Origin of the sequence: Candidatus Pelagibacter sp. HIMB1485, from assembly GCF_052048055.1 — a bacterium.
GTDB lineage: Bacteria > Pseudomonadota > Alphaproteobacteria > Pelagibacterales > Pelagibacteraceae > Pelagibacter.
Window position 1 is genome coordinate 46,002 of the sequence record NZ_JBNAIN010000002.1, and the last position, 25,764, is coordinate 71,765.

Here is a 25,764-nt window from a genome sequence, read left to right on the forward strand (position 1 = left end):
ATGGAATTATTCACAATAGGTATTGTCTCGTACCTAATGGGTTCTATCCCTTTTGGATTGATATTAACTAAAATATTTTTAAAAAAAGATATTAGAGAAATTGGATCAGGTAACATTGGAGCAACAAATGCTCTAAGAACAGGAAATAAATTTGTTGGTTATTCAACTTTAATACTTGATATAGTTAAAGCTGTTATCCCAGTTTTATATGTAAAAGTAAATTTTCCTGATTTAATTTATGTATCAGCTTTATGCGCTTTTCTGGGTCATGTTTTTCCAGTTTGGTTAAAGTTTAAAGGTGGTAAGGGAGTAGCAACTTATGTTGGTATATTATGTAGTATAAACATAATATTTGGAATAGTTTTTGGTATTTGTTGGCTTGTAACTTTTTTTATCTCTAAATTTTCATCATTAGCATCATTAATTGGATCCTTTTCAGTTCCTGTTTATTTATTTCTGTTTGAATCAGCAGAAAATGAATTATTTTTTGGAATAATGTTTATTTTAATTTTCTATACTCATAGAGAAAATATTAAACGACTGATAAATAAAGAAGAAAACAAGACTAAAATTTATTAATTTGACTATCAAACACTTTTAAGTAGTTTGTTAAATTATGAATCTAGTCATAGTTGAAAGTCCTGCAAAAGCTAAAACCATCAACAAATACCTTGGTGATAATTATACTGTTTTAGCTAGTTATGGTCATATAAGAGATTTACCATCAAAAAATGGATCGGTTGATCCTGATCATAATTTTAAAATGGAATGGGAAGTTGATAGTTTTTCAAAAAAATATTTAAAAGAAATAACTGATGTTGCAAAAGAATCCTCTAAAATAATACTCGCGACTGACCCTGACCGTGAAGGTGAAGCTATAGCATGGCATGTTAAAGAATATCTTGATGAAAAAAAACTTTTAAAAGATAAAGAAATTGAAAGAGTTGTTTTTAATGAAATAACAAAAAAAGCCGTAATTCATGGTATTGAAAATCCACGACAAATCGAACCTTTGTTAGTGGATGCCTACATGGCAAGAAGAGCTCTTGATTACTTGGTTGGTTTTAATATTTCTCCAATACTTTGGACTAAACTACCTGGGTCAAAATCAGCTGGAAGAGTTCAATCTGTAGCTTTAAAATTAATCACTGAAAGAGAACATGAAATAGAATTATTTAATCCAGAAGAATTTTGGACACTTACTCTTAAATTTGGAGATAATAATAAAAACACTATTACTGCAAGCATCTCGCAATTAAATGGTGATAAAATAGAAAAATTTACTTTTAAAGACAAGAATAGTATTGAAAAAGCAATCAAAGAAATAAAAGAGAAAAAATTTCAAATAACAGATATTTCATCGAAAGTTGTAAAAAGAAACCCGTCAGGTCCATTTACAACTTCTACACTACAACAAGTAGCATCTAGTAGGTTGGGTTTTGGAGCTTCAAGAACAATGCAAATTGCACAAAAACTATATCAAGGTGTTGAGATTGATGGGGATACTGTTGGATTGATTACTTATATGAGAACTGATGGAACTAATTTATCAGCTGATGCAGTAAATGATTTTAGAAATTTTATTAAAAATGAGTATGGTAATGAATATTTGCCAGCTTCTGCAAATAATTATTCTGGTAAAAAAGCTAAGAATGCACAAGAAGCTCATGAGGCTATTAGACCAACAGATATAAATAGAGCACCCGACACTCTAAAAAAATATTTAAGCAGTGATCAACAAAAACTATATAATTTAATTTGGTCCAGAGCTTTATCCTCACAAATGGAAGTTGCCCAATTTGACAGAAATACCATAACAATAGAATCTGAAGATAATCAAACAATATGTAAGGCAAGTGGCTCTGTACTTAAATTTGATGGTTTTTTAAAAGTTTACTCAAATACAAGTAAAGATGATGATGAAGAAATTTTACCAGAAATGTCTAAAGGGCCAATTAATATTGAAGCATTAATAGATGAACAACATTTTACACAGCCACCTCCAAGATATTCTGAAGCAAGTTTAGTCAAAAAATTAGAAGAATTGGGTATTGGTAGACCTTCTACTTACGCAAGTATAATTTCAACCATAGCTAATCGAGGTTATGCAGAAATAGTAAATAAAAGGTTTTTTCCTACAGATCGTGGCAAACTTATCTCTGCATTTTTAGAAAAATTATTTTCCAAATATGTTGATTATAACTTTACTGCAGGTTTGGAAGATCAATTAGATGAAATTACATCTGGTAAAGAAAGCTGGATAAAAGTTTTAGAAATGTTTTGGAAGGATTTTAATAATAACGTCTCTGAGGTTAAAGAGAAAAGAACTAGAGAAGTGTTAGATCTTTTAAATGAAAGTCTAGGTGCATTAATTTTTGACACTGATAAAGATGGAAATGTTGTTCGAAAGTGTCAGCTATGTGATACAGGTTCACTAAGTCTTAAAAATAGTTTTAGAGGTGGAGCTTTTATAGGATGTTCAAATTATCCAGAATGTAAATTTACTAGACCGTTGTCTAAAGCAAAAGCAGCAGCTCAAACGCAGTTAGCAGAACCTAAATTTTTAGGAAAACATGAAAATGGTAATGATATATATCTAAAAAATGGAAGATTTGGTCCCTATCTTCAATATGAAAAACTTAAGGAAGAAGAAATAGAAGAGCCAAAAACTAAAAAAAAGAAAAAAACCAAAAAATCTAAAGCAGATGTTAATGAATTAATTAAAAATGTTTCTATACCAAAAGGTTTAGAGCTAGAAAGTATAGACTTAGAAAAAGCTCAGTTTTTATGTTCTCTTCCAAAATCAATTGGTGTTAACCCTGATAATCAAAAAGAAATAATTTTAAATACTGGAAGATTTGGTCCTTATCTTAAGTGTGAAAACAAATCCGCTAGAATAGAGAATATTGATGAAATTTTCTCTATAGGATTAAATCGAGCAATTACTCTTATTGCTGAAGCAAAACCAGGAAGAATGTCTTCTTCAATTATTAAGGATTTAGGAGAACACCCAGAAGATAAAAAACCAGTTAGAGTTATGAAGGGACAATATGGTCCTTATATTAAATATAAATCTTTAAATGCAACAATTCCTGAAGAAAAAGATCCAACAGAGCTTACAATGGAAGAGGCTTTAATCCTTATTGAGAAAAGGAAAGAATACGATAAAACTAAAAAGAAGAAAAAAACTAAAAAATAATGAAAATTAAATTATTTATTTATTTGTTAATTTTTACAATCACTAATGTTAACTTATCTTTAGCAGATGATTGTAATAAATTTGATAAATTAAGTAAAGAATATGCAAAATGTAAGGCTGAATTAATTAAAGAAAAAACTTCTGAAAAATATAAAGAAGGAAAAAAAAAACTTAATAAACTAAATTTAAAAGAGAAATTAATTAAATTTAAAAATAGCAAGTCTCACAAAGAATTTATGGAGAAATTAAAAAATGAAAATTGAAGATAAAATAAATGAACTTAAAATAACCTTGCCTGAAGCGAAAGCACCTGTAGGTTCATATGTAGCAACAAAAAAGTCAGGAAATTTACTTTTTATTTCTGGCCAAATTTCAATTGATGAAAATGGAGAATTAATTAAAGGAAAAGTTGGAAAAGATTTAAGTACAGATCAAGCCTATGAAGCAGCTAAAAGATGTGGATTAAGCTTAGTTGCTCAAGCAAAAGCTGCTTGTGATGGAGACTTATCTAAAATAAAGTCTTGTATCAAATTAACAGGATTTGTTAATTCAACTGATAACTTTACAGAACAACCAAAAGTAATTAATGGTGCTTCTGATTTAATTGCATCAATTTTTGGTGATGCTGGTATGCATACAAGAGCTGCGGTAAGTACTAATAGTTTACCACTTGGAGTTAGTGTAGAAGTTGATGCTATATTTGAGCTAAACTAAACTATCTTCCAATCCCAAAATAATTGATATTCAATTTTTTCATTTTAACAGGGGAATACATATTTCTCATGTCATAAATCTTAAAATTTCTCTTATTAACTAATTTTTTAAAATTCAATAATTTAAATTCATTCCATTCAGTATGTAAAATTACTAAATCAGAATACAAACATGCAGGTTTAATCTTATCGAAAAATTTAACATTTTTTAAATTTTTAAATTCTTTTTTTTCTCCCGAGGGATCAAAATATCTTATCTTGCAATTTTTTTTATTAAAATAATTGATCATTGGTATACTAGAAGCTTCTCTCATATCATCGGTATTAGGTTTAAATGTTACTCCAAGAAATGTAATTGTTTTATTTAAAAATTTGTTATTTAATATTTTCTCAACCCTTTTGATTGATAAAAATCTACGTTTATCATTCGATGAAACTACAGTTTTAACAATAGACAAATCTGTATTAAATTTTTTACCAGTATCAATTAAAGCTCTAGTGTCTTTAGGGAAACATGATCCTCCATAAGCTGGTCCAGCTCTCAAAAATCTATCTCCAATACGCTCATCCGATCCCATACCAAAAGATATATCTTTAACGTCTATACCCGTTTTTTCACAAAGGTTTGCAATCTCATTAATAAATGAAATTTTAGTCGCTAAAAAAGCATTTGAAGCATATTTTATTAACTCAGCACCTCTACGTGTGGTATTAAAATACCTGCTATTTTTTTTAATAATAGGCATGTAAAGTGACTTTAAAATCTTATTAGCTTTTTTACTATCAGTTCCAATGACTACTCTATCAGGATAGATAAAATCTCTTATGGCCTCACCTTCTCTTAAAAACTCAGGATTAGAAACGATATCGACTAATTTTCTTTTTTTTAAATTTTTTAAAATATTCTCAATTTTATCACCAGTAGTCACTGGAACTGTAGATTTAGTTATAATAATTTTGTAACTTTTAATTATCTTTTTTAATTCTTTTACAACACTAAATACATATTTTAAATCAGCTGAATTACTATTTTTTCTAGTTGGAGTTCCAACACATATAAAAATTATATCTGAACTTGAAACTGCTTTTTTTAAATCTGTAGTAAATTTCAAACGATTTTGTTTATAATTTTTTTTTAATATTTCTTGTAAACCAGGCTCATAAATAGGAACATTGCCTTTATTCAATTCTTCTATTTTTTTTTTATCTTTATCTACACAGTAAACAATATTACCGACATCAGAAAAACAGACGCCACTAACCAAGCCAACATAACCTGTGCCTATCATGCAAAGTTTCATATTTTTCCTATTTCTTTGTTTGAATTAATAAATCCTTGCATTGTACCACAATCTAAATATTTACCTGAAAAATTATGTGCAATAAATTTTTCACCTTCTTTAATTAAAGTCTGAATAGCATCTGTTATGTGTATTTCACCACCATTACCAGGTTTTTGCTTGGATAGTTTATTAAATATTGTTTTAGGAAGAATATATCGTCCAATTACTGCTTTATTGGAGGGAGCATTTTTAATTGAAGGTTTTTCAACCACTCCATCAATGTAATAATCATTTTTTGATATTTTTTTGTTTAAACTATAGATGCCCCATCTTGAAACTGTTTTGGAATTAACTTTCATACTGGCCATTACAGAAGATTTATGTTTATGATGTACTTTAATCATGTCTTTGGAGCAGTTTTTTTTTATTATTAAATCATCAGGTAATAACATTAAAAAATATTTATCTTTTATATATTTTTTTGTTTTAAAAACAGCATCGCCTGTCCCTTTGGGTATATTTTGATATACAAATTTTATTAATTTTTTATATTTTAATATTTTTTTATATTCAGCAATTATTCGGGGATCTTTTTTCTTTCTAATAATTTTTTTATAAAAAGAATCACTATAAAAATAATTTTTAATCATCTTTTTTTTATTTGATATGATGAAAACAACTTCTTTAATTCCAGCCTCAATACACTCATCTAAAATATATTCAATTCCTGGCTTTCCATTTATTGGGAGTAGTTCTTTTGCAAAAACACTTGTTAAAGGCAATAGTCTAGTTCCTTGACCTGCTAGAGGAATAATTGCTTGTTTAATCATATAAATGTTTTACTTATCTAAATTTCTAATACAAATGAAAATTATATTAAATAATAATTCATTATATAAAGCTTTAAGGCCATTTAATGATGTTGGGTTTGTTCCCACAATGGGGAGTATACATGAGGGTCATATATCACTTATAGAAAGATCAAACAGAACTTGCAAAAAGACAATAGTAAGTATTTTCGTTAACCCCAAACAATTTAACAATAAAAAAGATTTTAAGAACTATCCCACCAATATTAAAAAGGATATTAAAATTTTAAAAAAAACTAAAAAAGTAGATTTCTTATACATCCCAAAATTTAAAGACATTTATAATAATAATAAAAAATCAAACATAAAAATCGCAAATAAAGACAAAATTTTATGTGCTAAATATAGAAAAGGGCATTTTGAAGGAGTTCTAGATGTAATGGGAAGATTAACCAATCTAGTAAATCCGAAAAAAATATTTATGGGCAAAAAAGATTATCAACAATATTTCTTAATAAAAAATTATCTAAAAAATAAATGTAAAGCCTCTATTATTCCATGCAAAACAATCAGAAATAAAAGTAAAATAGCTTTGTCTTCAAGAAATAACCATTTAGACTTAAATGGAATTAAAAAAGCAAGTTTTTTGAGCAAAAATTTAATTAAATTTAAAAGAAATTTAGCAAATAGAAAAAAAATAAAACAAAATTTAAAAATTCAAATGAAATATTTTGAGAAGTTTTTAAAAATTAAAATTGAATACTTGGAATTAAGATCAATTAAAAATCTTAAAATATCTAATACTGTTAAAGGCTCACGTTTATTTGTTGCTTACTATATTGATAACATAAGATTAATTGATAACTTTTAAAGAAAGTAAGCCCCAACACCCAAAAATGACACAAAACCTATTACATCAGTAATGGTCGTAACAAAAACACTAGATGCAATTGCGGGATCAATATTCATTTTTTTTAATGTAAAAGGAACGAGTATACCAAACAGTCCAGCTATAATCATCGTTAGTACCATTGATATTGAAATAATTATTGAAAGAATACTATCTTGAAACCAAATTTGAACAATTAAAGCACTTATAGCGGCAAATATAATTCCATTTAATATACCAATTGAAAATTCTTTAAAAACATTTGATGAAAAATTATTTTGGGTTAAGTCATTTGTTGCAATTGTTCTGACTGTAACAGCTAATGTTTGCATTCCTGCATTACCGCCCATTGAAGCAACAATTGGCATTAGGAAAGCAAGAACAACCATTTGCTCAATAGTTGCTCCAAACAGACTAATACACCAAGTAGCTAAAAAAGCGGTAAATAAATTCAGTAAAAGCCAGTTAAATCTTCTTTTAGTTTTTGTAACAACACCATCTGTAATTTCCTCATCACCTACACCTGCAAGTCTTAATGCATCTTCCTCAGCCTCTTCTTTTAAAACTGTAAGAACATCATCGTTCATTATCATTCCTACCAATTTATTATTTTTGTCAACTACAGCTGCTGAGTTAAGATTATAATTTTCAAAAAGGTTAGCCACCTCTTCTTTATCCATATCTACAGGCACTAATAGTTGAGATTCAGACATAATGCTTGCCATCTTTGTGTCTCTCGGTGAAGTAAGCACTCTTGATGATGGAACTGTTCCAATAGGTTTAAATTCTTCATTAACAATAAAAATTTCCAAAAATTCCTCAGGCAGATCTTTATTTTCTCTTAGGTAGTCAATTGTTTGACCTACAGACCAGTTGCTTGGTATAGCTGTAAACTCACGCTGCATAAGTCTAGCAGCAGTATCTTCAGGATAACTTAAGCTTTCTAATAGAGCAAATCTGTCTTTAGGTGGTAATGAGCTTAATATAGTGTTCTTGTCTTCTTCGGGTACATTTTCTAAAATCGAAATAGCATCATCTGACTCAAGGTTAGTAAGAATAGTTACAATTGAGTCTGAAGATAAATATTTAATTATTTCAGTTTGTATAGACTCATTTAATTCTACAAAAACCTCTGCATCAATATTAAAATTATTTAATTTAATTAAACTTTCTCTATCACTAATGCTTAAGTGTTCAATTATGTCTGCTGCATCAGCAGGGTGCATTTCATTAAATGAGTCATTAATAAATTTTGCATCATTGTTAGCTATTTTAGAGGTAACAACTCTCAAATATTCTTTATTGAATTCAAAATTTACTTTTTTATCTTTAGTTTTTTTAATTAAAGACATAAATGTACCTATAATTTAGTTGTGCACTATTAATACATAATTAAAATATTACAAATTTTAAATGGATATAGAGATCAAAAAGTCAATAAAACCGGTAAATTATTTTGAGGCAATTGATCTATTAGAGTCTAGATTAAAAAATATTACAGCTAATAAAGAAAAAGAGTTAATTTGGATTTTAGAGCATCCTGAAATTTTTACTGCAGGTACATCGTATAAAGAAAATGAAATAATTGATAAATCAATTGATCTATTAAAAACAAACAGAGGTGGAAAAATTACGTATCATGGTCCAGGTCAATTAATTTGTTATTTTGTTATTGATCTAAGAGAAAAAAAAGACATTAGAAAATTTATTACAACCATTGAAAACACAATTATTCAAAGTTTAAAGAAATATAATATTGAAACCTTTCCTGATAAAGAAAATATTGGAATATGGTATAAAGACAAAAATGAAATTCAAAAAATTGCTGCAATAGGTATTCGAGTGAGTAAGTGGATTGCATATCATGGATTTGCAATAAACGTTGATAACAACCTAGAAAATTATAAAAAAATAGTACCTTGTGGAATTTCAGATAAAGGTATTACAAATTTAAAAAAAATTTCAAATCAAGATTATTCTAACTTAAATAATGAAATTATCGAAAATTTTATTTCAAATTTGAAAAACTAAGTCTTTTTGATTTTAACAACTTTTTAAAATATTCTGGTAATAAGGCTGAATAAGTATGCTTCATATCATTAATTTTAAATTTAATTTGATACGAGTGCAGCATAAGATTTTTATTTATACCTTTATCTGACTTAGATAGTTTATATTTCGTATCTCCAAATATAGGATTACCAACTGCAAAAAGTTGTTTACGTAACTGATGTTTTCTTCCAGTTATTGGTTTTAACTCTAATAAAGATGCTTCAGAATTTTTATCTATTACTTTGAATATAGTTTTTGCTTTTTCTACTAACTTTTTATCACCATCATATCTTATTAAGTCATCATCCCAAACACCTGTGTTTTTATTAATTTCTCCTTGGCATATGGCAAGATAAGTTTTATGTACTTTTCTTAATCTGAATAATGATGTTAGTAGCTGCGCACTCTCTCTATTTTTTGCCATTATAAATACGCCAGATGTATCTTTGTCTAATCTATGAACAGAATAAGGTTTTGTTCCTTTAAAAATTTCACTCTTTGCAAAAATATCAACTAAGTTTTTTTTAGATTTTGTACCACCTTGTACTGATATTCCTGCTGCTTTATTTAATACAACAAAATTATCATTATCATCAATAATTTGATCTTCGTTTGATTTTATTATTTCTTTAGTTGGTAAAAATTTTATTTTTTTTTGTTCTACTCTTTCTTTAAATTCAATATTAAATATATTTATCTGATCTCCTTTTTTTATTTTGTGAGAACTTTTAACTTTTTTTTTGTTAATTTTAATTTTTCCTGTCCTAAGATATTTTTCAATTAAACCTTGAGGTATTTTTCCAATATTTAATCTAATCCATCTATCAATACGCATATCATTACACGTTGAATCAACGATGTATGACTTGTTCATGACTTAGGATTTAAGCTGTAGCTTGTTTATTTTCTTCTGTTTTTGGAGCTTCTTTTGACGTATCTTTTTTCTTCTTATCTACTCTTTTTGCTTCAACATCTCTATCTACAAATTCTATAATTGCCATTGGAGCATTATCACCATATCTGAAACCCGCTTTAATAATTCTAGTATAGCCACCTTTTCTATTTGAATACCTTTTAGAAAGGGTTTTTTTTACTTTATTAGCTGATTTAATATCCTGCAGTTGAGACACAAGCATCTTAGTTGTTTGCAATGTATCTTTTTTACCTAAAGTAATAATTTTATCAGCTTGAGGTCTTAAAAACTTTGCTTTTGGCAATGTAGTTTTAATCTGTTCATATTTTATTAAAGAATTTAACATATTCTTTAACAGAGCTTTTCTATGCTCAGAAGTTCTATTTAACTTTTTGTTGGCTAAGCCGTGTCTCATTAAATTGCTTCCTCTAATTTTTTAGACATTTCTGCAATATTATCTGGTGGCCAGTTTGGTATTTCCATACCTAAATACAGAGACATTCCAGTTAAAACTTCTTTAATCTCATTTAAAGATTTTCTTCCAAAATTTGGTGTTCTTAACATTTCACCCTCAGATTTTTGAACCAAATCACCAATATAAATTATGTTGTCATTTTTTAAGCAATTCATTGATCTAACTGATAGCTCTAATTCATCAACTTTTCTTAATAAATTCTTATTAAACTCAGGTTCAGATGAAACTTCTTTTACTGGAGCTTCAACTGGCTCATCAAAATTAACAAACATTTTCAACTGGTCTTGAAAAATCCTAGCAGAATACGCAACGGCATCTTCTGCAGAAATTGAACCGTTAGTCTCTACTTCCATTGTTAATTTATCATAATCAAGAGCCTTACCTTCTCTTGCTGTGCTAACAGAATAAGAAACTTTTTTTACAGGACTATACAAAGAGTCAATGGCAATTAAACCTAGTGGTGGCTCCTCTGGTTTATTTAGCTCAGCTGGAACATAACCTTTTCCAGTGTTTACATTCATTTCCATGTGAAAAGTAGTGTTTTCATCTAAGTTACAAATTACTAACTCAGGATTTAATATTTCTACATCCGTCACAGGAGCAATGTCTGAAGCTTTTATTTCACCCGGACCTTTTGCGTCTAAAACTAATTTTTTTGTACCTTCAGAATTACATTTTAAAGCTAGTGATTTAACATTTAATACTATGTCCGTTACATCTTCTCTTACACCTTTAATTGATGTAAATTCATGCAAAACACCATCTATTTGAATTGAAGTAACTGCAGCTCCTCTGATTGAAGAAAGCAAAATTCTTCTTAAAGAGTTTCCTAAAGTTAATCCGTAACCTTTTTCTAAAGGCTCAGCGATAATCTTGGCATGTGTTAAGTCATCACTAATTTGAACATCTAATTTAGATGGTTTAATTAAAGATTTCCAATTTTTAACATTAACGTTTTCTACTTCCATTAAACTCTCCTTTTTTTTGGTGGTCTAGTTCCGTTGTGAGGCATAGGTGTTGTATCTTTAATTGATAAAATTTTAAAACCTCTTGCTTGTAAAGCTCTTAATGCTGTTTCTCTTCCTGAACCAGGCCCTTTTACCTCAACAGATAAAGTTTTCATTCCATACTCTAATGCTTTTGATGCTGCGGAGTCAGCTGCTATTTGAGCTGCATAAGGTGTAGATTTTCTTGATCCTTTAAATCCTTTCTGTCCAGCAGATGCCCAGGATATTACATTTCCATTTGTATCAGCAATTGAAATTATTGTGTTATTAAATGTCGACTGCACATAAGCAATTCCATTTAAAATATTTTTTTTTATCTTTTTCTTTTTTGAATAAGAACTCTTAGCACTTTTTTTAGAAGATTTTTCTACCTTCTGATCTTTATTGTCAGTTTTTTCTGTTTTTGCCATTATTATTTTTTAGTTGGTGTTAATTTCTTCCCTGCAATAGCGATTGCTTTCCCTTTTCTTGTTCTTGCATTACATCTTGTTCTTTGACCTCTTACAGGTAATTTTTTTCTATGTCTTGTTCCCCTATAACATGCAAGATCTATTAATCTTTTAATACTTAAAGAATAATCTCTTCTAAGATCTCCTTCGACTTTAAAATTTTGATCGATATATTCTCTTATTTTTAAAATTTCATCATCAGTTAACTCGTTTACTCTTTTGGCTCTTGGAATTTCTAGAGAAGAACAAATTTGTTGTGAGAATTTATCTCCAATTCCGTAAATATATGTTAGTCCAATGTGGACAAGTTTATTTTGTGGAATATTTATACCTGCTATACGAGCCATAATTTTTGTGATAAATTGTGCCTTTTATATAAGAAGATTAATCAAAGTCAACGTCTTAAACATTTATAAAAGTGTCTATTTTCCTTGTTATTTCGTCTATTTCTAAGCTCCCATCAATTTCCTTAAATTTAGGATTCTCTGAGTAATAATTAAGTACTGGCTCTGTTGTGTTCATGTATGTATCAAAACGTTTTAGAATAGTACTTGTTTCATCGTCTGACCTATTTTCAATTATTTTTCTTTTCTCTAGTCTTTTTACCACTGTATCTTTATCAACTTTAAGATACAAAATTAAATCTATCTTTTGATTTGATGCCTCGAGTAAGATATCTAAATTTTTTGCTTGGCTCAAAGATCTGGGGTATCCATCAAATATTAATCTATTTTTTTTTTGAGGGTCAGAAACTAAATTTTCAATAAGCTTATTTACAATTTCATCACTTACAAATTTACCATTTTTCATGTCATTGGTAATCATCTTACCAATATCTGAATTTTTATAAATTTCTTCTCTTAAAAGTTCACCAGTTGAGATTTGAAAGGAATTTAATTTCTTTACTAAATATTTAGCTTGAGTACCTTTACCAGCTCCAGGCGGTCCAAACAAAACTATATTCACTTACTTTCCAAATTTAGTTTTCTTAATTAATTGTTCGTATTGAGAGCTCATTAATCTTGTTTGAATTTGAGTTACAGTATCAATGGCTACAACAACAACAATAAGAATAGATGCACCACCCAAATAAAAAGGAATTGGGTAATTAGCTATTAAAAATTCTGGCATTAAACATACAAGTGTCAAATATAGAGCACCTATTGTAGTAAGTTTAGTTAAAATATTTTCAATATATAATGCTGTACTCTCACCAGGTCTAATTCCTGGTACAAAGCCACCATATTTTCTTAAGTTTTCTGCAGTTTCAGTTGGGTTAAATGTAATTGAAGTATAGAAAAATGTGAAAAATATTATACCAGATGCATATAGCAACATGTACAAAGGCTGACCTTGAGTGAAATAAGAACTTAAATTTAAAAAAGTTTCATTGTTCGAAAAAGAAAAATTAGAAAAAGTAACTGGTAACAATAATAAAGCAGAGGCAAAAATTGCTGGTATTACTCCTGCTTGATTAATTTTCAGTGGCAAATGAGAAGACTCTCCACCGTACATTTTGTTTCCCATTTGTCTTTTAGGATAATTGATAAGAATTTTTCTTAAAGCTCTCTCCATAAAAACAACAAATAAAATAGTTAATATTAAAAGAACAAAAATTGCTAAGATCATGAAAGTTGATACGGCACCTGTTCTACCTAATTCAAAAGTTGTAACTAAAGCTCTAGGTATTTCAGCAACGATACCTGCAAAAATAATTAAAGAAATTCCATTTCCAATTCCTCTTTGAGTGATTTGTTCTCCTAACCACATAAGAAAAATTGTACCAGCAACAATAGTTGTTACTGTTGTAATTTTAAAAAATGCTCCTGGATTAATTACTAAATCGGCAGAAGACTCTAAACCTACCGATAAACCATAACCTTGAACTGTAGCGAGTAAAACTGTTCCATATCTTGTAATTTGAGTAATCTTTGCTCTGCCAGTTTCTCCCTGAGCCTTTAAATTCTTAAAATAATCAGAAACCCCTGTTAACAACTGAACTATAATAGCTGATGATATGTATGGCATTATACCAAGAGCAAAAATTGCCATTCTACTGACGGCACCACCAGCAAAAACATTGAACATACCGAGTAACCCTTTTTGATTACCGTCCATCATGATTTTTAATTGTTCTGGGTCAATTCCTGGTAAAGGAACAAACGTACCAAATCTATATACCGCAAGGATTGCTATGGTAAAAATTATTCTATTTCTTAGATCATTTGTTGAAGATGATGCGCTCATTTAAACAAATTATTTTTTTAATTGAATAGATCCACCAATTTTTTCCAGTTTTTCTATTGCTGATTTTGATGCCAAGTCAGCCTCAATATTAATTTTATCTTTTAACTCTCCAGTACCTAATATTTTTAATTTTGTAGAGTTTTTGTTTATTAATTTTAATTTTTTTAGAGATGAAGAATTAAGCACTTCCTTTGGATTAATATTTTTTTTATCAATATAAGACTGAATTTTTTCCAAGTTTAAAATTGCAATGTTTTCTCTTGAAATTGGATTAAAACCTCTTTTAGGTAATCTTCTGTATAAAGGCATTTGACCACCTTCAAAACTTTTTATTGCAACACCAGATCTAGATTTTTGACCTTTAACACCTCTCCCAGATGTCTTACCTTTTCCAGAACCAATACCTCTTCCTACTCTAATTTTAGGTTTATTAATTTTCTGTCTTGTATTTAATGTAATCATTATCCTCTTTTTTCAATAATTTCTGATATTTTTTTATTTCTTATTGCTGAAATTTGTTTTGGTGAATTTTGTTTCATTAAAGCTTTCATAGTAGCTCTAATCACATTGTGTGCATTTGATGTGCCCATTGATTTAGCAACAATATCTTTTACACCCAATACCTCGCATACTGCTCTAACTGGACCACCTGCAATAATACCTGTACCTTTTGATGCTGCTCTTAAAACTATTCTACCAGAGCCATCTTTAGCTTTTACATCATGATGAATTGTTCTTCCTTCTCTCAAAGGTATATGTGTTAATTTTCTTCTCGCCATTTCATTAGCTTTTTTAATTGCATCTGGAACTTGTTTTGCTTTCGCGTGTGCTATTCCAATTTTTCCAGCCTGATTCCCTACCACTACAAGAGCTGAAAAACCAAATCTTCTTCCACCTTTTACAACTTTTGTAATTCTGTTGATATGAACTAACTTTTCTAAAATATCGTCTGTTTTTTTGTCTTTGTTATTTTCCATAATTAAAATTCCATCCCATTTTCTCTTAACGTGTCTGCAAATACTTTAATTCTACCATGATATTTATAAGATCCTCTATCAAAATAAATTTTTGTAATATTTTTTTCCTGAGCTTTTTTTGCAAGCTTTTGGGCAACTAATTTTGAAAGCTCTGTTTTGTTAATTTTATCAGATGATTTTACATCTTTCTCAATGGATGAAGCTGATAACAAAGTTACTTTTTTTGTATCATCAATGATTTGAGCTGAAATATTTTTGGCAGATCTTGAAATACTTAATCTAAATCTATCTTTTGGAGCAACTTTTTTTACTTTGTTGCTAACTCTAAATCTTTTTCTAATACTAGTGTTTAGTTTCATTATTTTTTCTTACCTTCTTTTTTAAGAACATATTGGCCTTTTTCTCTAACACCTTTACCCTTATATGGCTCAATTTTTCTAAATGTTTTAATTTTTGATGCAACTTCACCAACTAATTGTTTGTCAGATCCAGTGATCTTAAGTGTAGTTTGTTTTTCTACAGCAATTTTAATTCCTTCTGGAATGTCAAAATCAATATCATGACTGTAGCCTAATTGTAAATTTAGCTGATTTCCTTTTAATGCCGCTCTATATCCAACACCTACAAGCTCTAACACTTTTTCGTAGCCAGTACTCGAGCCAATCACGGCATTATTAATTAAACTTCTGTTCATACCCCAAAGTCTTTTTGAATTTTGGTCAATTTTTTTTGGTTTAATTGAAATCTCTTTTCCTTCTTTGATATCCAAATTAAACATATCTAAATCAATATTTATTGATTTCTTTCCTAGTGGCCCTTCTATATTTATAATGTTGCCAGCTAAAGCAACTTTAACCTTTTCTGGGATTGATATATTTATTTTTCCAATTTTAGACATTAAAATACCTTACAAATAATTTCACCACCAACACGTTGTTTTCTGGCGTCAATATCAGTCATTACACCTTTTGGTGTAGAAACTATTGCAATACCTAGACCGTTATTAATTTTAGGTAAACCTTCAGCACTAGAAAAAATTCTTCTTCCTGGTTTAGAAACTCTTTCAAATGCACTAATTACTGGGTTACCAGAATGATATTTAAGTTCTAAAGACAATGTTGGTTTATTATCCTCTGAACTAATTTTAAAATCTTTTATAAAACCTTCATTTTTTAGTATATCTGCAATTTTTGATTTAAAGTTTGATGATGGCAGATCTACTTTTTTATGATTTCTTGCTTGAGCGTTCTTAACTCTAGCTATCATATCTCCTATTGGGTCACTTAAACTCATAATTTTCCTTCCTACCAGCTCGACTTAACTAAGCCAGGTATTTTTCCTTGTAAACCTAATTGTCTAAGAGCAATTCTTGATATTTTCAATTTTCTATAAACACCATGTGGTCTACCTGTTATCTCACATCTATTCATCACTCTTGTTTTAGCTGAATTTCTTGGCAATTTTGATAATTTCTGCTGTGCCTTAAATCTTTCCTCTAATGGAAGTTTTTTATCCATTATTATTTTTTTTAAATTTTGTCTTTTCTTGAACATCTTGTCTGAAAGTTTAATTCTTTTTTTGTTTTTATTTACAGCACTAAGTTTAGCCATTTTTAATTGTCTCCTTTTTTAATAAACGGAAAATTCATTTTTTCTAACAATGCAAAGCTGTGCTCTTTGTTAATAGCTTTTATAACAATAACGATATCTAAGCCTCTAACTTTATCAGCTCTATCAAAACTAACTTCTGGAAAAATGATGTGTTCCTTTATGCCAAAAGTATAATTTCCGAATTTATCAAAACCTTTTGGCGACAATCCTCTAAAATCTTTAATTCTAGGAAGAGCAATATTTACTAATCTATCTAAAAATTCATACATTTTATTTTTTCTTAAAGTTACTTTTAAGCCTGCATTAGATCCTTTTCTTGTCTTAAAATTAGCTACAGATTTTTTGAATTTTGTAGTTACAGGTTTTTGGCCTGTTATCTTAGCCATATCCTCTTCACACGATTTAAGAATTTTAGAGTCTGAACCATCTAAACCAAGACCCATATTTAAAACAATTTTTTCAATTCTTGGCGCCATGTAAATATTTTTGAAGCCAAATTGGTCTTTTAAAGCTGGTTGTATTTCTTTATTAAAAATTTCTTTTAATCTTGGAGTCATTATTTCTTAGCCTCTTTTTTCTTTTCTGCTTTTTCATCTATTAATTTTAAATTTGATAAATGAATAAAACCTTCTTTTGAAAAAATACCACCTTTTTTCTCTTTTGTTGTTTTAACGTGTTTTTTAACCATATTAATTTCTTTTACTTTGGCTCTATTATTTGCTCTGTCGATTTCGATAACTTCACCCTCTTTTTTTTTGTCTTTTCCAGTTAGCACTCTTACTTTTAGACCTTTTTTAATCATCTTATAAAACCTCCGGCGCTAGTGAAATTATTTTCATTTGCCCTCTACTTCTTAATTCTCTAGTAACAGGGCCAAATATTCTAGTACCAACTGGTTCGCCCTTATCGTCAACTAATACTGCTGCATTATTATCAAATTTTACTTTTGATCCATCGTTTCTATGAATTCCTTTTTTAACTCTTACTACTACAGCTTTATGAACGGTTCCTTTCTTTACTTTGCCCTTAGGGATAGCCTCTTTCACAGCAATTACAATTGTATCTCCAATGCTGGCATATCTTCTCTTAGATCCACCCAATACTTTGATGCACTCTATTCTTTTTGCACCAGTGTTGTCAGCAACTTGTAATTCTGTCTGTACACCAATCATTATTTATTATTCTCCATAACTTGAAATTTTTTATTTTTTGAAAATGGTTTGCTTTCAATAATTGAAACTTTATCACCTGTTTTAAATGTATTATTTTCATCATGAGCATTGTAATTTTTTCTGACTCTAATGACTTTTTTCAATACAGGGTGTGAATATTTTCTCTCTACCATAACTGTAATTGTTTTATTAGGTTTGTCGCTTATCACCACTCCTGTTAATATTTTTTTAGGCATTTGATTTTCCTTTTAAAATTGTTTTCAATCTTGCAATTGTTTTTCTTGTATCTCCAATTTTTGCAGGATTAGTTATTTGAGAATTCATTTTTTGAAATCGAAAATTAAATAAGTCTTTTTTAAGCTTATCAATATTTTTGATAACTTCATCTTTGCTTAATTTTTTAATTTCTTGTTTTTTCATTTATGCAAATCTCTTTATTGTCTTTGTTTTTATTGGTAGCTTTGCTGAAGCTTTGTAAAGTGCCTCTTTGGCAATTTGTTCAGAAACACCATCGACTTCAAATAAAATTCTTCCAGGTTTTACTCTACAAGCAAAATATTCTGGTGATCCTTTTCCTTTACCCATTCTAACTTCTATTGGTTTTTTAGAAACTGGAATATTTGGAAAAACTCTTGTCCATACTCTGCCTTGTCTTTTCATATGTCTAGTTAAAGCAACCCTAGCAGCTTCAATTTGTTTTCCAGTAACTCTTTCAGGCTGTAATGCTTTCAAGGCATATGCACCGTAATTAATAGTACTTGCTCTAGTAGCATTACCATGAATTCTTCCTTTATGAGCTTTTCTCCATTTAGTTCTTACAGGCTGAAGCATTATTGTTTACCTTCCTTTGGAGTGACTTTGTTTGTTTCCTGGCTAAATTCTCTTGCAAAAACTTCACCTTTATAGATCCAAACCTTAATTCCAATAATTCCATATGTTGTAAGAGCTTCCGCTTCTGCATAATCTATATCTGCTCTTAAAGTGTGTGATGGTATACTACCATCTCTTAACCATTCAGTTCTAGCGATCTCATTACCACCTAATCTTCCACTTACCGAAACTTTAATGCCTTTTGCACCTAGTCTAATACATGATTGCATAGCTCTTTTCATGGCTCTTCTGTATGAAATCCTTTTTACTAACTGTTGTGCAATGTTTTCAGCAACTAAATATGCATTTGTTTCAGGTTTTTTAACCTCTTTGATATTTAAGTTGACTTCATTTGTCGTAAATTTTGATAAGTTATTTTTAATTTTATCAATATCACTACCTTTTTTACCAATTACAAATCCAGGTCTAGATGTGTAAATTGTAACGTAACATTTGTTTGATGTTCTCTCTATCATCACTTTAGATACACCCGAATTAATTACATTCTTCTTGATGTATTCTCTTATTTTAAAATCTTCAATTAGATAGTTGCCAAAATCTTTTTTCTTAGCATACCAAACAGAGTCCCAACCTCTGTTTACACCTAATCTAAAACCTACAGGATTAACCTTTTGTCCCATGTTTCTCCATTTGTTTTGCCTCTGATAAAATTATAGTTACTGTTGACCAAGGTTTTAAAATTGGTGCCGCTCTACCTTTTGCTCTTGGTCTAAATCTTTTCATAACAATTTTTTTTCCACAATACGCTTCTTTGACAATTAAATTGTCAATATCATATTGAAAGTTATTTTCAGCGTTTGCAACAGCTGAGCTAATTGTCTTTCTAATATCTCTTGTAACTCTTTTTTCTGAAAACTGCAGGTCTCTAATAGCTACATCAACCTTTTTACCAACAATACTTTTTAGAATTGGATTAATCTTTCTTACGCTAGATCTAATTCCATTGTTTATAGACTTTACAGTCTTATTGTTGTTTTTATCAATTTTCTTTTTCTTTCCCATAATTATTTTTTCTCTGCTGGTTTAGCTTTCTTATCGGCTGGTGTATGTCCAAAAAAAGTTCTTGTTGGCGCAAACTCTCCTAATTTATGACCAACCATATCCTCTGATACTGTTATTGGAATAAATTTTTTACCATTATATATTTGAAAAGCTACCCCTACAAAATCTGGAAGAATAGTAGATTTTCTAGACCAAGTTTTAATTGGAATTTTCTTCGGATCATCTTTGTACTTGTCTACTTTTTTCATCAAGCTTTCTTCAACAAATGGTCCTTTCCATACAGCCCTAGCCATTACTTAGTATCCTTCCTTTTATTTCTTCTCTTAACTATAAATTTATCTGTTCTCTTATTATCTCTAGTTTTTAAACCTTTTGCTGATTGTCCTGTTGGAGACACTGGATGCCTTCCTCCTGCTGACTTACCTTCACCACCTCCATGTGGGTGATCAACTGGATTTTTAACAACACCTCTAGTATGAGGTCTTCTTCCTAACCATCTTGATCTACCAGCTTTTCCAATTTTAATATTTTTTTGATCAGGATTACTTAAAATTCCAATAGTAGCTAAAGCTCTAGAGTCTATTTTACGTACTTCACCTGACGCTAATTTAATTAAACTATAATTTCCATCTAATCCACTAATTGTAACTGAAGAACCAGCGGCTCTAGCTATTTTACCTCCACCACCTGGTTGAATTTCAACGTTATGAATATTGATACCAACAGGTATATCTTGTAACGGCATGCAATTTCCAATTTTAATTTCTTTTTTCGATCCACTCTCAATCTTATCTCCGACTTTAATTTTTTGAGGAGCTAAAAAATACGAATGTGTTCCATCTTCAAATTTAACCAACATTATGTAGCAAGATCTATTCGGATCATATTCTATTCTTTCAACAGTAGCCTCCATGTCAAATTTTTTTCTATAAAAATCAACATGTCTATACATCTTCTTATGACCACCTGCTCTGTTAATTGAAGTGATGTGTCCATTATTATTTCTACCCTTCATAGCATTTTTTGGAGAAACAAGAGTTTTAAAAGGTTTGCCTTTCCATAGACCTGTTCTATCTACTAAAATAGTACCTCTGGTAGATTTTGTGTATGGTTTAAAAGTTTTTAATGCCATTTTCTTAAATTCCTGTTGTTAGATCAATGCTTTGACCTTTTTTTAGAGTTATAATTGCTTTTTTGTATCCTGAAACTTTCACTTTTTTACCTCTAGTGAGTTTAGTTCTATTCTGTTTATTGATGATGTTAATTTTAGTGACATTAACTTTAAAAATTTTTTCAATATTTTTTTTTAGGTTTTTTTTATTAGCACCATCAGGAACCTTAAAAGTAATTTTGTTCAATTCTGATAGATTTGTTGATTTCTCAGTAACAACTGGAAAAAGAATTTTGTCGTATAAATGAATTTTATCCATATTAAGAATACCTTTTCTCCAATTCTTTTACTGAGCTTTCAGTAAAAACTACTTTCTTAAATTTTATAATATCGTAAGCACTAAAATGATTTACGTCAGTAACTTTTACGTTAGGAATATTTCTTACAGATTTTTCTATCTTTTCTTTAGAGTTTTTATCAAGTATAATTAATGAATTAGAAATCTCTAGTTTATTAATTATTGAATTCATTTCTTTTGTTTTTTTAATTTCAGAATTAAAATCATTTAAAATTAATAAGTTCTTATTATTATTTTTTTCAGTAATTAAAGAAGCAACACTTTGTTTTTTTTCATTTTTATTTAACTTTCTTTTTTTGTAAGCTAATTCACCTTTTGGACCATGAGCTATACCACCACCAACAAAAATAGGAGCTTTTCTACTAGCGTGTCTTGCTCCACCAGTTCCTTTTTGTGCATAAATTTTTGATGTTGGACCTTTTACTTCATTTTGTTGTTTAGTTTTAGCGTGTCTACCTTTGTAGTTGGCATTTGTTTTGTATAAAACACTAGCAACTAACTTTTGATTAATTTTTGCAGAAAATATTTTATCTAAGACTTCAATAGTATCTTTTTTTCCGTCTATGCTAATTTTATCTAATTTCATTATTTTTTCTTTTTATCTGGTGTTTTTTTTGCTTCCTCAGCAGCAGCTTGCTTTTCACTGATTGTCATTTTGTTTATATTTTTTACTGATTTTTTAACCATCACTTCAGCATTTTTTGATCCTGGAATGGATCCCTTTAAATAAAGTAACTCATTTTCTAAATCTGTTTTTATTATTTCGATATTTTGCTTTGTTCTTAACTTATCACCCATATGACCAGCCATTTTTTTTCCTTTAAAAACTTTACCTGGATCTTGACTATGTCCTGTTGAACCATGAGCTCTATGAGAAATAGAAACACCGTGGCTAGCTCTTAAGCCTCCAAAATTATGTCTCTTCATTGCACCAGCAAAACCTTTACCAATCGTTTTTGATCTTGTGTCTACAAATTTTATATCTTTGAAAATTTCTAAACCAAATTCATTTCCTTCTTTGTAAGCAGAAGTATCGTTTACTCTAAATTCTTTTAATTTTTTCTTAGCTTCAGTGTTTTTCTTTGCAAAAACACCTTTCATTGCTTTTGTTAATTTTGAATTTTTAATTTTTCCATATCCAAGTTGAACAGCTTTGTAACCTCTTTTTTCTTCTTCAATTACTTGAATAACTCTAGCTTTTTCAACTTTAAGAACTGTAACAGGCACCAACTGACCAGATTTATAAAATTCTCTAGTCATGCCAATTTTCTTACCTAATAAAGCTATCTCGCTCATAATTAAATTTTTATCTCCACATCTACACCTGAAGCTAAGTCTAGTTTCATTAAAGCTTCTACTGTTTGTGGTGTTGGTTCTATAATATCTATTAATCTTTTGTGAGTTCTAGACTCAAATTGCTCTCTACTTTTTTTATCAATGTGTGGAGATCTTAAAACTGTATATCTTTCAATTCTAGTAGGAAGTGGTATTGGACCTTTTATAGTAGCTCCAGTTCTTTTAACTGTATTAACTATTTCTTCGGTAGAAGCATCCAAAACTTTATTATCGTATGCTCTTAGTTTAATTCTAATATTTTGTTTTTCCATTAACCTGCTACCTTTTTAGTTACTTCATCTTGAACGTTTTGTGGAACTTTAGAATAATGATCAAAGAACATTGAATATTGCGCTCGTCCTTGAGACATTGATCTTAGATTGTTTATGTAGCCAAACATATTTGCTAAAGGAACCATTGCCGTGATTACAGTTGCATTACCTCTTTGCTCTTGAGTGCTAATTTGGCCTCTTCTACTGTTTAGATCACCAATTACATCACCCATATAATCTTCTGGAGTAACAACTTCCACTCTCATAATGGGCTCTAAAAGCTTTAATCCACCTTGAGTGCAAGCTTCTTTAAAACATGCTCTGCTGGCAAGTTCAAATGCTAGAACACTTGAGTCTACATCATGATGCAAACCATCAACAATCGTTACTTTGTAATCAATCATAGGAAAACCTGCTAATATTCCACTATCAGAAACTGTCTCAATACCTTTTTCAACACCGGGGATAAATTCTTTTGGAATAGCTCCACCTTTAATGGCACTTTCAACCTCTCTACCCTTACCTGGTTCTTGAGGTTCAACAAATAATTTTACTTTAGCGAATTGACCAGCGCCACCACTTTGTTTTTTATGTATATATTCAAATTCAGCTGATTTTTCTATTGTCTCCCTGTAAGCAACTTGTGGAGCTCCAACATTTGCTTCAACTTTAAATTCTCTTTTCATACGATCAACAATAATATCTAAGTGTAACTCACCCATACCTTTGATGATTGTTTGACCAGATTCCTCGTCAGATGATACTCTAAATGATGGATCTTCTTTAGCTAGTCTTGCTAAAGCTTCACCCATTTTTTCTTGGTCACCTTTTGTTTTAGGCTCAACAGCAATTTCAATTACTGGTTCAGGGAATTCCATTGGCTCTAATAAAACAGGATTTTCTTTGTCACACAAAGTATGACCTGTCATAGTATTTTTTAAACCTGCCAAAGAAACAATATCACCTGCATTTGCTTCTTTAATATCTTCTCTAGAGTTTGCATGCATTAAAAGCATACGACCAATTCTTTCTTCTTTATCTGATGAAGAATTGTACACAGCTGTACCAGATTTAATTGTACCAGAATAAATTCTAACAAATGTTAATGAACCAACAAAAGGATCATTTGCAACTTTAAATGCTAAACCTGAAAAAGATGATCCATCCTCAAACTTCATTTCAATTTCATCATCTGAACCAACTTTAGTTCCCTTAATAGACCCAATATCTACTGGACTTGGAAGGTAATTAATAACAGCATCTAATAAAGGTTGAACACCTTTATTTTTAAAAGCTGAACCAGTTAAAACAGGAACAAAGCTAAAATTTAAAGTTCCTTTTCTGATACATTTAACTAAATCTTCCTCTTTAATTTCATCGCCGTTTAAATACGCTTCCATTAACTTTTCGTCTTGCTCAACTGCAGACTCAATTAGTTCGGTTCTGTATTTTTCTGAAATTTCTTTTAAATCATCAGGTATATCTTTATATTCCCACTCTGCGCCTAGTGCTTCATTTTTCCATACTTGGGCTTTCATTTTAACTAGATCAACAACACCAGTTAATGAAGCTTCAATTCCAATAGGTACTTGTAAAACTAATGGTTTAGCACCCAATCTATCTCTGATCATATCAACACATCTAAAGAAATCAGCACCAGTTCTATCAAGTTTATTTACAAAACAAATTCTCGGAACTTTGTATTTGTCTGCCTGTCTCCATACTGTCTCAGATTGAGGCTCTACACCAGCAACTCCATCAAATACAGCCACAGCACCATCTAGTACTTTTAAAGATCTTTCTACTTCAATTGTAAAATCGACGTGGCCCGGAGTATCAATTATATTAACTCTGTGGTCATTCCAGAAACAAGTTGTTGCTGCAGAAGTAATTGTGATACCTCTCTCTTGTTCTTGCTCCATCCAATCCATTGTTGCAGCACCATCATGTACTTCACCAATTTTATGACTTTTTCCTGTATAATATAAAATTCTTTCTGTAGTAGTTGTTTTACCAGCGTCTATGTGGGCCATGATCCCAATGTTTCTATATTTATCTAATGTATGAGTTCTAGCCATAATTTTTTACCACCTAAAATGAGCAAATGCCTTATTAGACTCTGCCATTTTATGAACATCCTCTCGTTTTTTTACTGCAGCACCTTTTTTTTCATAAGCATCATACAGTTCGTTAAAAATTTTATCTGCCATGTGTTTGTCTTTTCTTTTTCTAGCTGAGTCAACTAACCATCTTATTGCAAGCGCTTGGGCTCTTTTACTTTTTACCTCAACAGGCACTTGGTAAGTTGCACCACCTACTCTTCGTGATCTAACTTCTACTGTTGGTTTGATATTGTTAATCGCTTCATTGAAAATATTTATAGGCTCGTCTTTAGTTTTTGTTTTAATTTTCTCTATTGCTTCATAAACTATTTTTGCAGCAATTCCTCTTTTACCATCATACATGATGTTATTTATTAATTTTGGAATTATAGTTGAATTAAATTTTGGATCAGGAACTACATTTTTTTTGGGTTGAGTTTTTTTTCTAGACATTATTTACCTTTTTTTGTTCCGTATAAAGATCTTCTCTGTTTTCTATTTGCAACACCTTGTGTATCTAAATTTCCTCTTAAGATATGATATCTAACACCAGGTAAATCTTTAACCCTTCCACCTCTAATTAGTACTACTGAGTGTTCTTGTAAGTTATGACCTTCGCCTGGAATATAAGCAGTTACTTCAAAACCGTTTGACAATCTAACTCTAGCAACTTTTCTTAATGCAGAGTTTGGTTTTTTTGGAGTGGTTGTATAAACTTTAACACAAACACCTCTTTTCAAAGGTTGCTTTTGTAAAGCAGGAACTTTGTTCCTAGAAACTTGTTTAACTCTTTTTTTTCTTAACAACTGATTAATAGTTGGCATAATTTTTTTTTAAAATTAATTAATTTATTTTTGAGATGAAAATAACTGACAGGTTATTTTGTGGCAGCGTTTAG

General features: G+C 29.7%; 39 protein-coding genes. 6 read left to right on the forward strand and 33 right to left on the reverse strand.

Annotated elements, in window-relative coordinates:
- From plsY to ACTTA4_RS02695, 4 genes are read left to right on the forward strand one after another with little or no spacing between them, the layout of a single operon-like run.
- Entirely contained in the window at window positions 1–579 is a 579-nt protein-coding gene (gene plsY, locus ACTTA4_RS02680) for a glycerol-3-phosphate 1-O-acyltransferase PlsY (RefSeq protein ID WP_440633433.1), read from the forward strand.
- 37 nt (window positions 580–616) lie between these two features.
- Window positions 617–3,199: a type I DNA topoisomerase gene (gene topA, locus ACTTA4_RS02685; RefSeq protein ID WP_440633434.1), complete on the forward strand. Its 2,583-nt coding sequence runs from the start codon at window positions 617–619 to the stop codon at window positions 3,197–3,199.
- Entirely contained in the window at window positions 3,199–3,462 is a 264-nt protein-coding gene (locus ACTTA4_RS02690; RefSeq protein WP_440633435.1) for a hypothetical protein, read from the forward strand. The genes topA and ACTTA4_RS02690 overlap by 1 nt, the downstream gene beginning before the upstream one ends.
- Window positions 3,452–3,913 (forward strand): RidA family protein, encoded by a 462-nt coding sequence (locus ACTTA4_RS02695; RefSeq protein ID WP_440633436.1) that lies wholly within the window; start codon window positions 3,452–3,454, stop codon window positions 3,911–3,913. The genes ACTTA4_RS02690 and ACTTA4_RS02695 overlap by 11 nt, the downstream gene beginning before the upstream one ends.
- Window position 3,914: 1 nt before the next feature.
- Here ACTTA4_RS02695 and ACTTA4_RS02700 read toward each other — a convergent pair whose 3' ends face one another.
- Window positions 3,915–5,213 carry a UDP-glucose dehydrogenase family protein gene (locus tag ACTTA4_RS02700; RefSeq protein ID WP_440633437.1) on the reverse strand — a complete coding sequence of 433 codons (1,299 nt, stop codon included), beginning with the start codon at window positions 5,211–5,213 and terminating at the stop codon, window positions 3,915–3,917.
- Window positions 5,210–6,025, reverse strand: coding sequence for a sugar phosphate nucleotidyltransferase (locus ACTTA4_RS02705; protein WP_440633438.1), 816 nt, complete (start codon window positions 6,023–6,025; stop codon window positions 5,210–5,212). Before ACTTA4_RS02705 ends, ACTTA4_RS02700 begins: the two co-directional genes overlap by 4 nt.
- A gap of 4 nt (window positions 6,026–6,029) precedes the next feature.
- Here ACTTA4_RS02705 and ACTTA4_RS02710 point away from each other — a divergent pair, with 4 nt between their 5' ends.
- A complete protein-coding gene (locus ACTTA4_RS02710; protein ID WP_440633439.1) occupies window positions 6,030–6,875 on the forward strand; it encodes a pantoate--beta-alanine ligase in 846 nt (281 codons plus the stop codon).
- Here ACTTA4_RS02710 and mgtE read toward each other — a convergent pair.
- Entirely contained in the window at window positions 6,872–8,245 is a 1,374-nt protein-coding gene (mgtE, locus tag ACTTA4_RS02715; RefSeq protein WP_440633440.1) for a magnesium transporter, read from the reverse strand. The two genes, ACTTA4_RS02710 and mgtE, sit on opposite strands and share 4 nt — an antisense overlap.
- A gap of 61 nt (window positions 8,246–8,306) precedes the next feature.
- Here mgtE and lipB point away from each other — a divergent pair, with 61 nt between their 5' ends.
- On the forward strand, window positions 8,307–8,924 hold the full coding sequence (gene lipB, locus ACTTA4_RS02720; RefSeq protein WP_440633441.1) for a lipoyl(octanoyl) transferase LipB: 618 nt from the start codon (window positions 8,307–8,309) through the stop codon (window positions 8,922–8,924).
- Here the strand turns inward: lipB and ACTTA4_RS02725 are convergent.
- From ACTTA4_RS02725 to rpsL, 30 genes are read right to left on the reverse strand one after another with little or no spacing between them, the layout of a single operon-like run.
- Window positions 8,902–9,819, reverse strand: a complete 918-nt coding sequence (locus ACTTA4_RS02725) for an RluA family pseudouridine synthase (protein WP_440633442.1) — start codon at window positions 9,817–9,819, stop codon at window positions 8,902–8,904. The genes lipB and ACTTA4_RS02725 overlap by 23 nt on opposite strands.
- A gap of 10 nt (window positions 9,820–9,829) precedes the next feature.
- Window positions 9,830–10,273, reverse strand: a complete 444-nt coding sequence (gene rplQ / locus ACTTA4_RS02730) for a 50S ribosomal protein L17 (RefSeq protein WP_262589113.1) — start codon at window positions 10,271–10,273, stop codon at window positions 9,830–9,832.
- On the reverse strand, window positions 10,273–11,301 hold the full coding sequence (locus tag ACTTA4_RS02735) for a DNA-directed RNA polymerase subunit alpha (protein WP_075506787.1): 1,029 nt from the start codon (window positions 11,299–11,301) through the stop codon (window positions 10,273–10,275). The genes rplQ and ACTTA4_RS02735 overlap by 1 nt, the downstream gene beginning before the upstream one ends.
- Window positions 11,301–11,750, reverse strand: coding sequence for a 30S ribosomal protein S11 (rpsK, locus tag ACTTA4_RS02740; RefSeq protein ID WP_075506788.1), 450 nt, complete (start codon window positions 11,748–11,750; stop codon window positions 11,301–11,303). The genes ACTTA4_RS02735 and rpsK overlap by 1 nt, the downstream gene beginning before the upstream one ends.
- Before the next feature lie 2 nt (window positions 11,751–11,752).
- The gene (gene rpsM / locus ACTTA4_RS02745; protein WP_075506789.1) at window positions 11,753–12,136 is read right to left on the reverse strand and encodes a 30S ribosomal protein S13; all 384 of its coding nucleotides are present in this window, start codon (window positions 12,134–12,136) and stop codon (window positions 11,753–11,755) included.
- Window positions 12,137–12,191: 55 nt separating this feature from the next.
- Window positions 12,192–12,755, reverse strand: a complete 564-nt coding sequence (locus ACTTA4_RS02750) for an adenylate kinase (RefSeq protein ID WP_440633443.1) — start codon at window positions 12,753–12,755, stop codon at window positions 12,192–12,194.
- Window positions 12,756–14,036, reverse strand: a complete 1,281-nt coding sequence (secY, locus tag ACTTA4_RS02755; protein WP_075506791.1) for a preprotein translocase subunit SecY — start codon at window positions 14,034–14,036, stop codon at window positions 12,756–12,758.
- Window positions 14,037–14,045: 9 nt separating this feature from the next.
- Window positions 14,046–14,498 (reverse strand): 50S ribosomal protein L15, encoded by a 453-nt coding sequence (gene rplO, locus ACTTA4_RS02760; RefSeq protein WP_440633444.1) that lies wholly within the window; start codon window positions 14,496–14,498, stop codon window positions 14,046–14,048.
- The gene (gene rpsE / locus ACTTA4_RS02765) at window positions 14,498–15,013 is read right to left on the reverse strand and encodes a 30S ribosomal protein S5 (protein WP_075506793.1); all 516 of its coding nucleotides are present in this window, start codon (window positions 15,011–15,013) and stop codon (window positions 14,498–14,500) included. Before rpsE ends, rplO begins: the two co-directional genes overlap by 1 nt.
- A 2-nt stretch (window positions 15,014–15,015) precedes the next feature.
- Complete coding sequence (gene rplR, locus ACTTA4_RS02770) at window positions 15,016–15,372, reverse strand: 50S ribosomal protein L18 (protein ID WP_440633445.1); 357 nt, start codon at window positions 15,370–15,372, stop codon at window positions 15,016–15,018.
- On the reverse strand, window positions 15,372–15,911 hold the full coding sequence (gene rplF / locus ACTTA4_RS02775; RefSeq protein WP_262589108.1) for a 50S ribosomal protein L6: 540 nt from the start codon (window positions 15,909–15,911) through the stop codon (window positions 15,372–15,374). Before rplF ends, rplR begins: the two co-directional genes overlap by 1 nt.
- Complete coding sequence (rpsH, locus tag ACTTA4_RS02780; protein WP_428080012.1) at window positions 15,911–16,306, reverse strand: 30S ribosomal protein S8; 396 nt, start codon at window positions 16,304–16,306, stop codon at window positions 15,911–15,913. Before rpsH ends, rplF begins: the two co-directional genes overlap by 1 nt.
- Before the next feature lie 11 nt (window positions 16,307–16,317).
- Window positions 16,318–16,623, reverse strand: a complete 306-nt coding sequence (rpsN, locus tag ACTTA4_RS02785; protein ID WP_075506797.1) for a 30S ribosomal protein S14 — start codon at window positions 16,621–16,623, stop codon at window positions 16,318–16,320.
- A 2-nt stretch (window positions 16,624–16,625) separates the two neighbouring features.
- Window positions 16,626–17,180 carry a 50S ribosomal protein L5 gene (rplE, locus tag ACTTA4_RS02790; protein WP_262589106.1) on the reverse strand — a complete coding sequence of 185 codons (555 nt, stop codon included), beginning with the start codon at window positions 17,178–17,180 and terminating at the stop codon, window positions 16,626–16,628.
- Window positions 17,180–17,425, reverse strand: coding sequence for a 50S ribosomal protein L24 (gene rplX, locus ACTTA4_RS02795; protein WP_262589105.1), 246 nt, complete (start codon window positions 17,423–17,425; stop codon window positions 17,180–17,182). Before rplX ends, rplE begins: the two co-directional genes overlap by 1 nt.
- Window position 17,426: 1 nt before the next feature.
- On the reverse strand, window positions 17,427–17,795 hold the full coding sequence (rplN, locus tag ACTTA4_RS02800; protein WP_008544079.1) for a 50S ribosomal protein L14: 369 nt from the start codon (window positions 17,793–17,795) through the stop codon (window positions 17,427–17,429).
- A complete protein-coding gene (gene rpsQ / locus ACTTA4_RS02805; protein ID WP_428080011.1) occupies window positions 17,795–18,031 on the reverse strand; it encodes a 30S ribosomal protein S17 in 237 nt (78 codons plus the stop codon). Before rpsQ ends, rplN begins: the two co-directional genes overlap by 1 nt.
- The gene (rpmC, locus tag ACTTA4_RS02810; RefSeq protein ID WP_440633446.1) at window positions 18,024–18,215 is read right to left on the reverse strand and encodes a 50S ribosomal protein L29; all 192 of its coding nucleotides are present in this window, start codon (window positions 18,213–18,215) and stop codon (window positions 18,024–18,026) included. Before rpmC ends, rpsQ begins: the two co-directional genes overlap by 8 nt.
- Window positions 18,216–18,626 (reverse strand): 50S ribosomal protein L16, encoded by a 411-nt coding sequence (gene rplP / locus ACTTA4_RS02815; protein ID WP_075506803.1) that lies wholly within the window; start codon window positions 18,624–18,626, stop codon window positions 18,216–18,218. It abuts the gene before it with no gap.
- Window positions 18,626–19,306, reverse strand: a complete 681-nt coding sequence (gene rpsC, locus ACTTA4_RS02820; RefSeq protein ID WP_075506804.1) for a 30S ribosomal protein S3 — start codon at window positions 19,304–19,306, stop codon at window positions 18,626–18,628. The genes rplP and rpsC overlap by 1 nt, the downstream gene beginning before the upstream one ends.
- A complete protein-coding gene (gene rplV / locus ACTTA4_RS02825; RefSeq protein WP_440614293.1) occupies window positions 19,290–19,688 on the reverse strand; it encodes a 50S ribosomal protein L22 in 399 nt (132 codons plus the stop codon). Before rplV ends, rpsC begins: the two co-directional genes overlap by 17 nt.
- 2 nt (window positions 19,689–19,690) lie before the next feature.
- Window positions 19,691–19,981: a 30S ribosomal protein S19 gene (gene rpsS, locus ACTTA4_RS02830; RefSeq protein ID WP_075506806.1), complete on the reverse strand. Its 291-nt coding sequence runs from the start codon at window positions 19,979–19,981 to the stop codon at window positions 19,691–19,693.
- Entirely contained in the window at window positions 19,981–20,820 is an 840-nt protein-coding gene (gene rplB / locus ACTTA4_RS02835) for a 50S ribosomal protein L2 (protein WP_075506807.1), read from the reverse strand. The genes rpsS and rplB overlap by 1 nt, the downstream gene beginning before the upstream one ends.
- 4 nt (window positions 20,821–20,824) lie before the next feature.
- Entirely contained in the window at window positions 20,825–21,118 is a 294-nt protein-coding gene (rplW, locus tag ACTTA4_RS02840; protein ID WP_262589101.1) for a 50S ribosomal protein L23, read from the reverse strand.
- Window position 21,119: 1 nt separating this feature from the next.
- Entirely contained in the window at window positions 21,120–21,743 is a 624-nt protein-coding gene (gene rplD, locus ACTTA4_RS02845; protein ID WP_440633447.1) for a 50S ribosomal protein L4, read from the reverse strand.
- Complete coding sequence (gene rplC, locus ACTTA4_RS02850) at window positions 21,743–22,453, reverse strand: 50S ribosomal protein L3 (protein WP_440633448.1); 711 nt, start codon at window positions 22,451–22,453, stop codon at window positions 21,743–21,745. Before rplC ends, rplD begins: the two co-directional genes overlap by 1 nt.
- A 2-nt stretch (window positions 22,454–22,455) precedes the next feature.
- On the reverse strand, window positions 22,456–22,764 hold the full coding sequence (gene rpsJ, locus ACTTA4_RS02855; protein WP_023853699.1) for a 30S ribosomal protein S10: 309 nt from the start codon (window positions 22,762–22,764) through the stop codon (window positions 22,456–22,458).
- Entirely contained in the window at window positions 22,764–24,842 is a 2,079-nt protein-coding gene (gene fusA / locus ACTTA4_RS02860) for an elongation factor G (RefSeq protein ID WP_440633449.1), read from the reverse strand. The genes rpsJ and fusA overlap by 1 nt, the downstream gene beginning before the upstream one ends.
- A gap of 6 nt (window positions 24,843–24,848) precedes the next feature.
- Window positions 24,849–25,319 (reverse strand): 30S ribosomal protein S7, encoded by a 471-nt coding sequence (gene rpsG, locus ACTTA4_RS02865; RefSeq protein WP_075506812.1) that lies wholly within the window; start codon window positions 25,317–25,319, stop codon window positions 24,849–24,851.
- Entirely contained in the window at window positions 25,319–25,690 is a 372-nt protein-coding gene (gene rpsL, locus ACTTA4_RS02870) for a 30S ribosomal protein S12 (protein ID WP_075506813.1), read from the reverse strand. The genes rpsG and rpsL overlap by 1 nt, the downstream gene beginning before the upstream one ends.
- Between the last annotated feature and the right edge of the window lie 74 nt (window positions 25,691–25,764).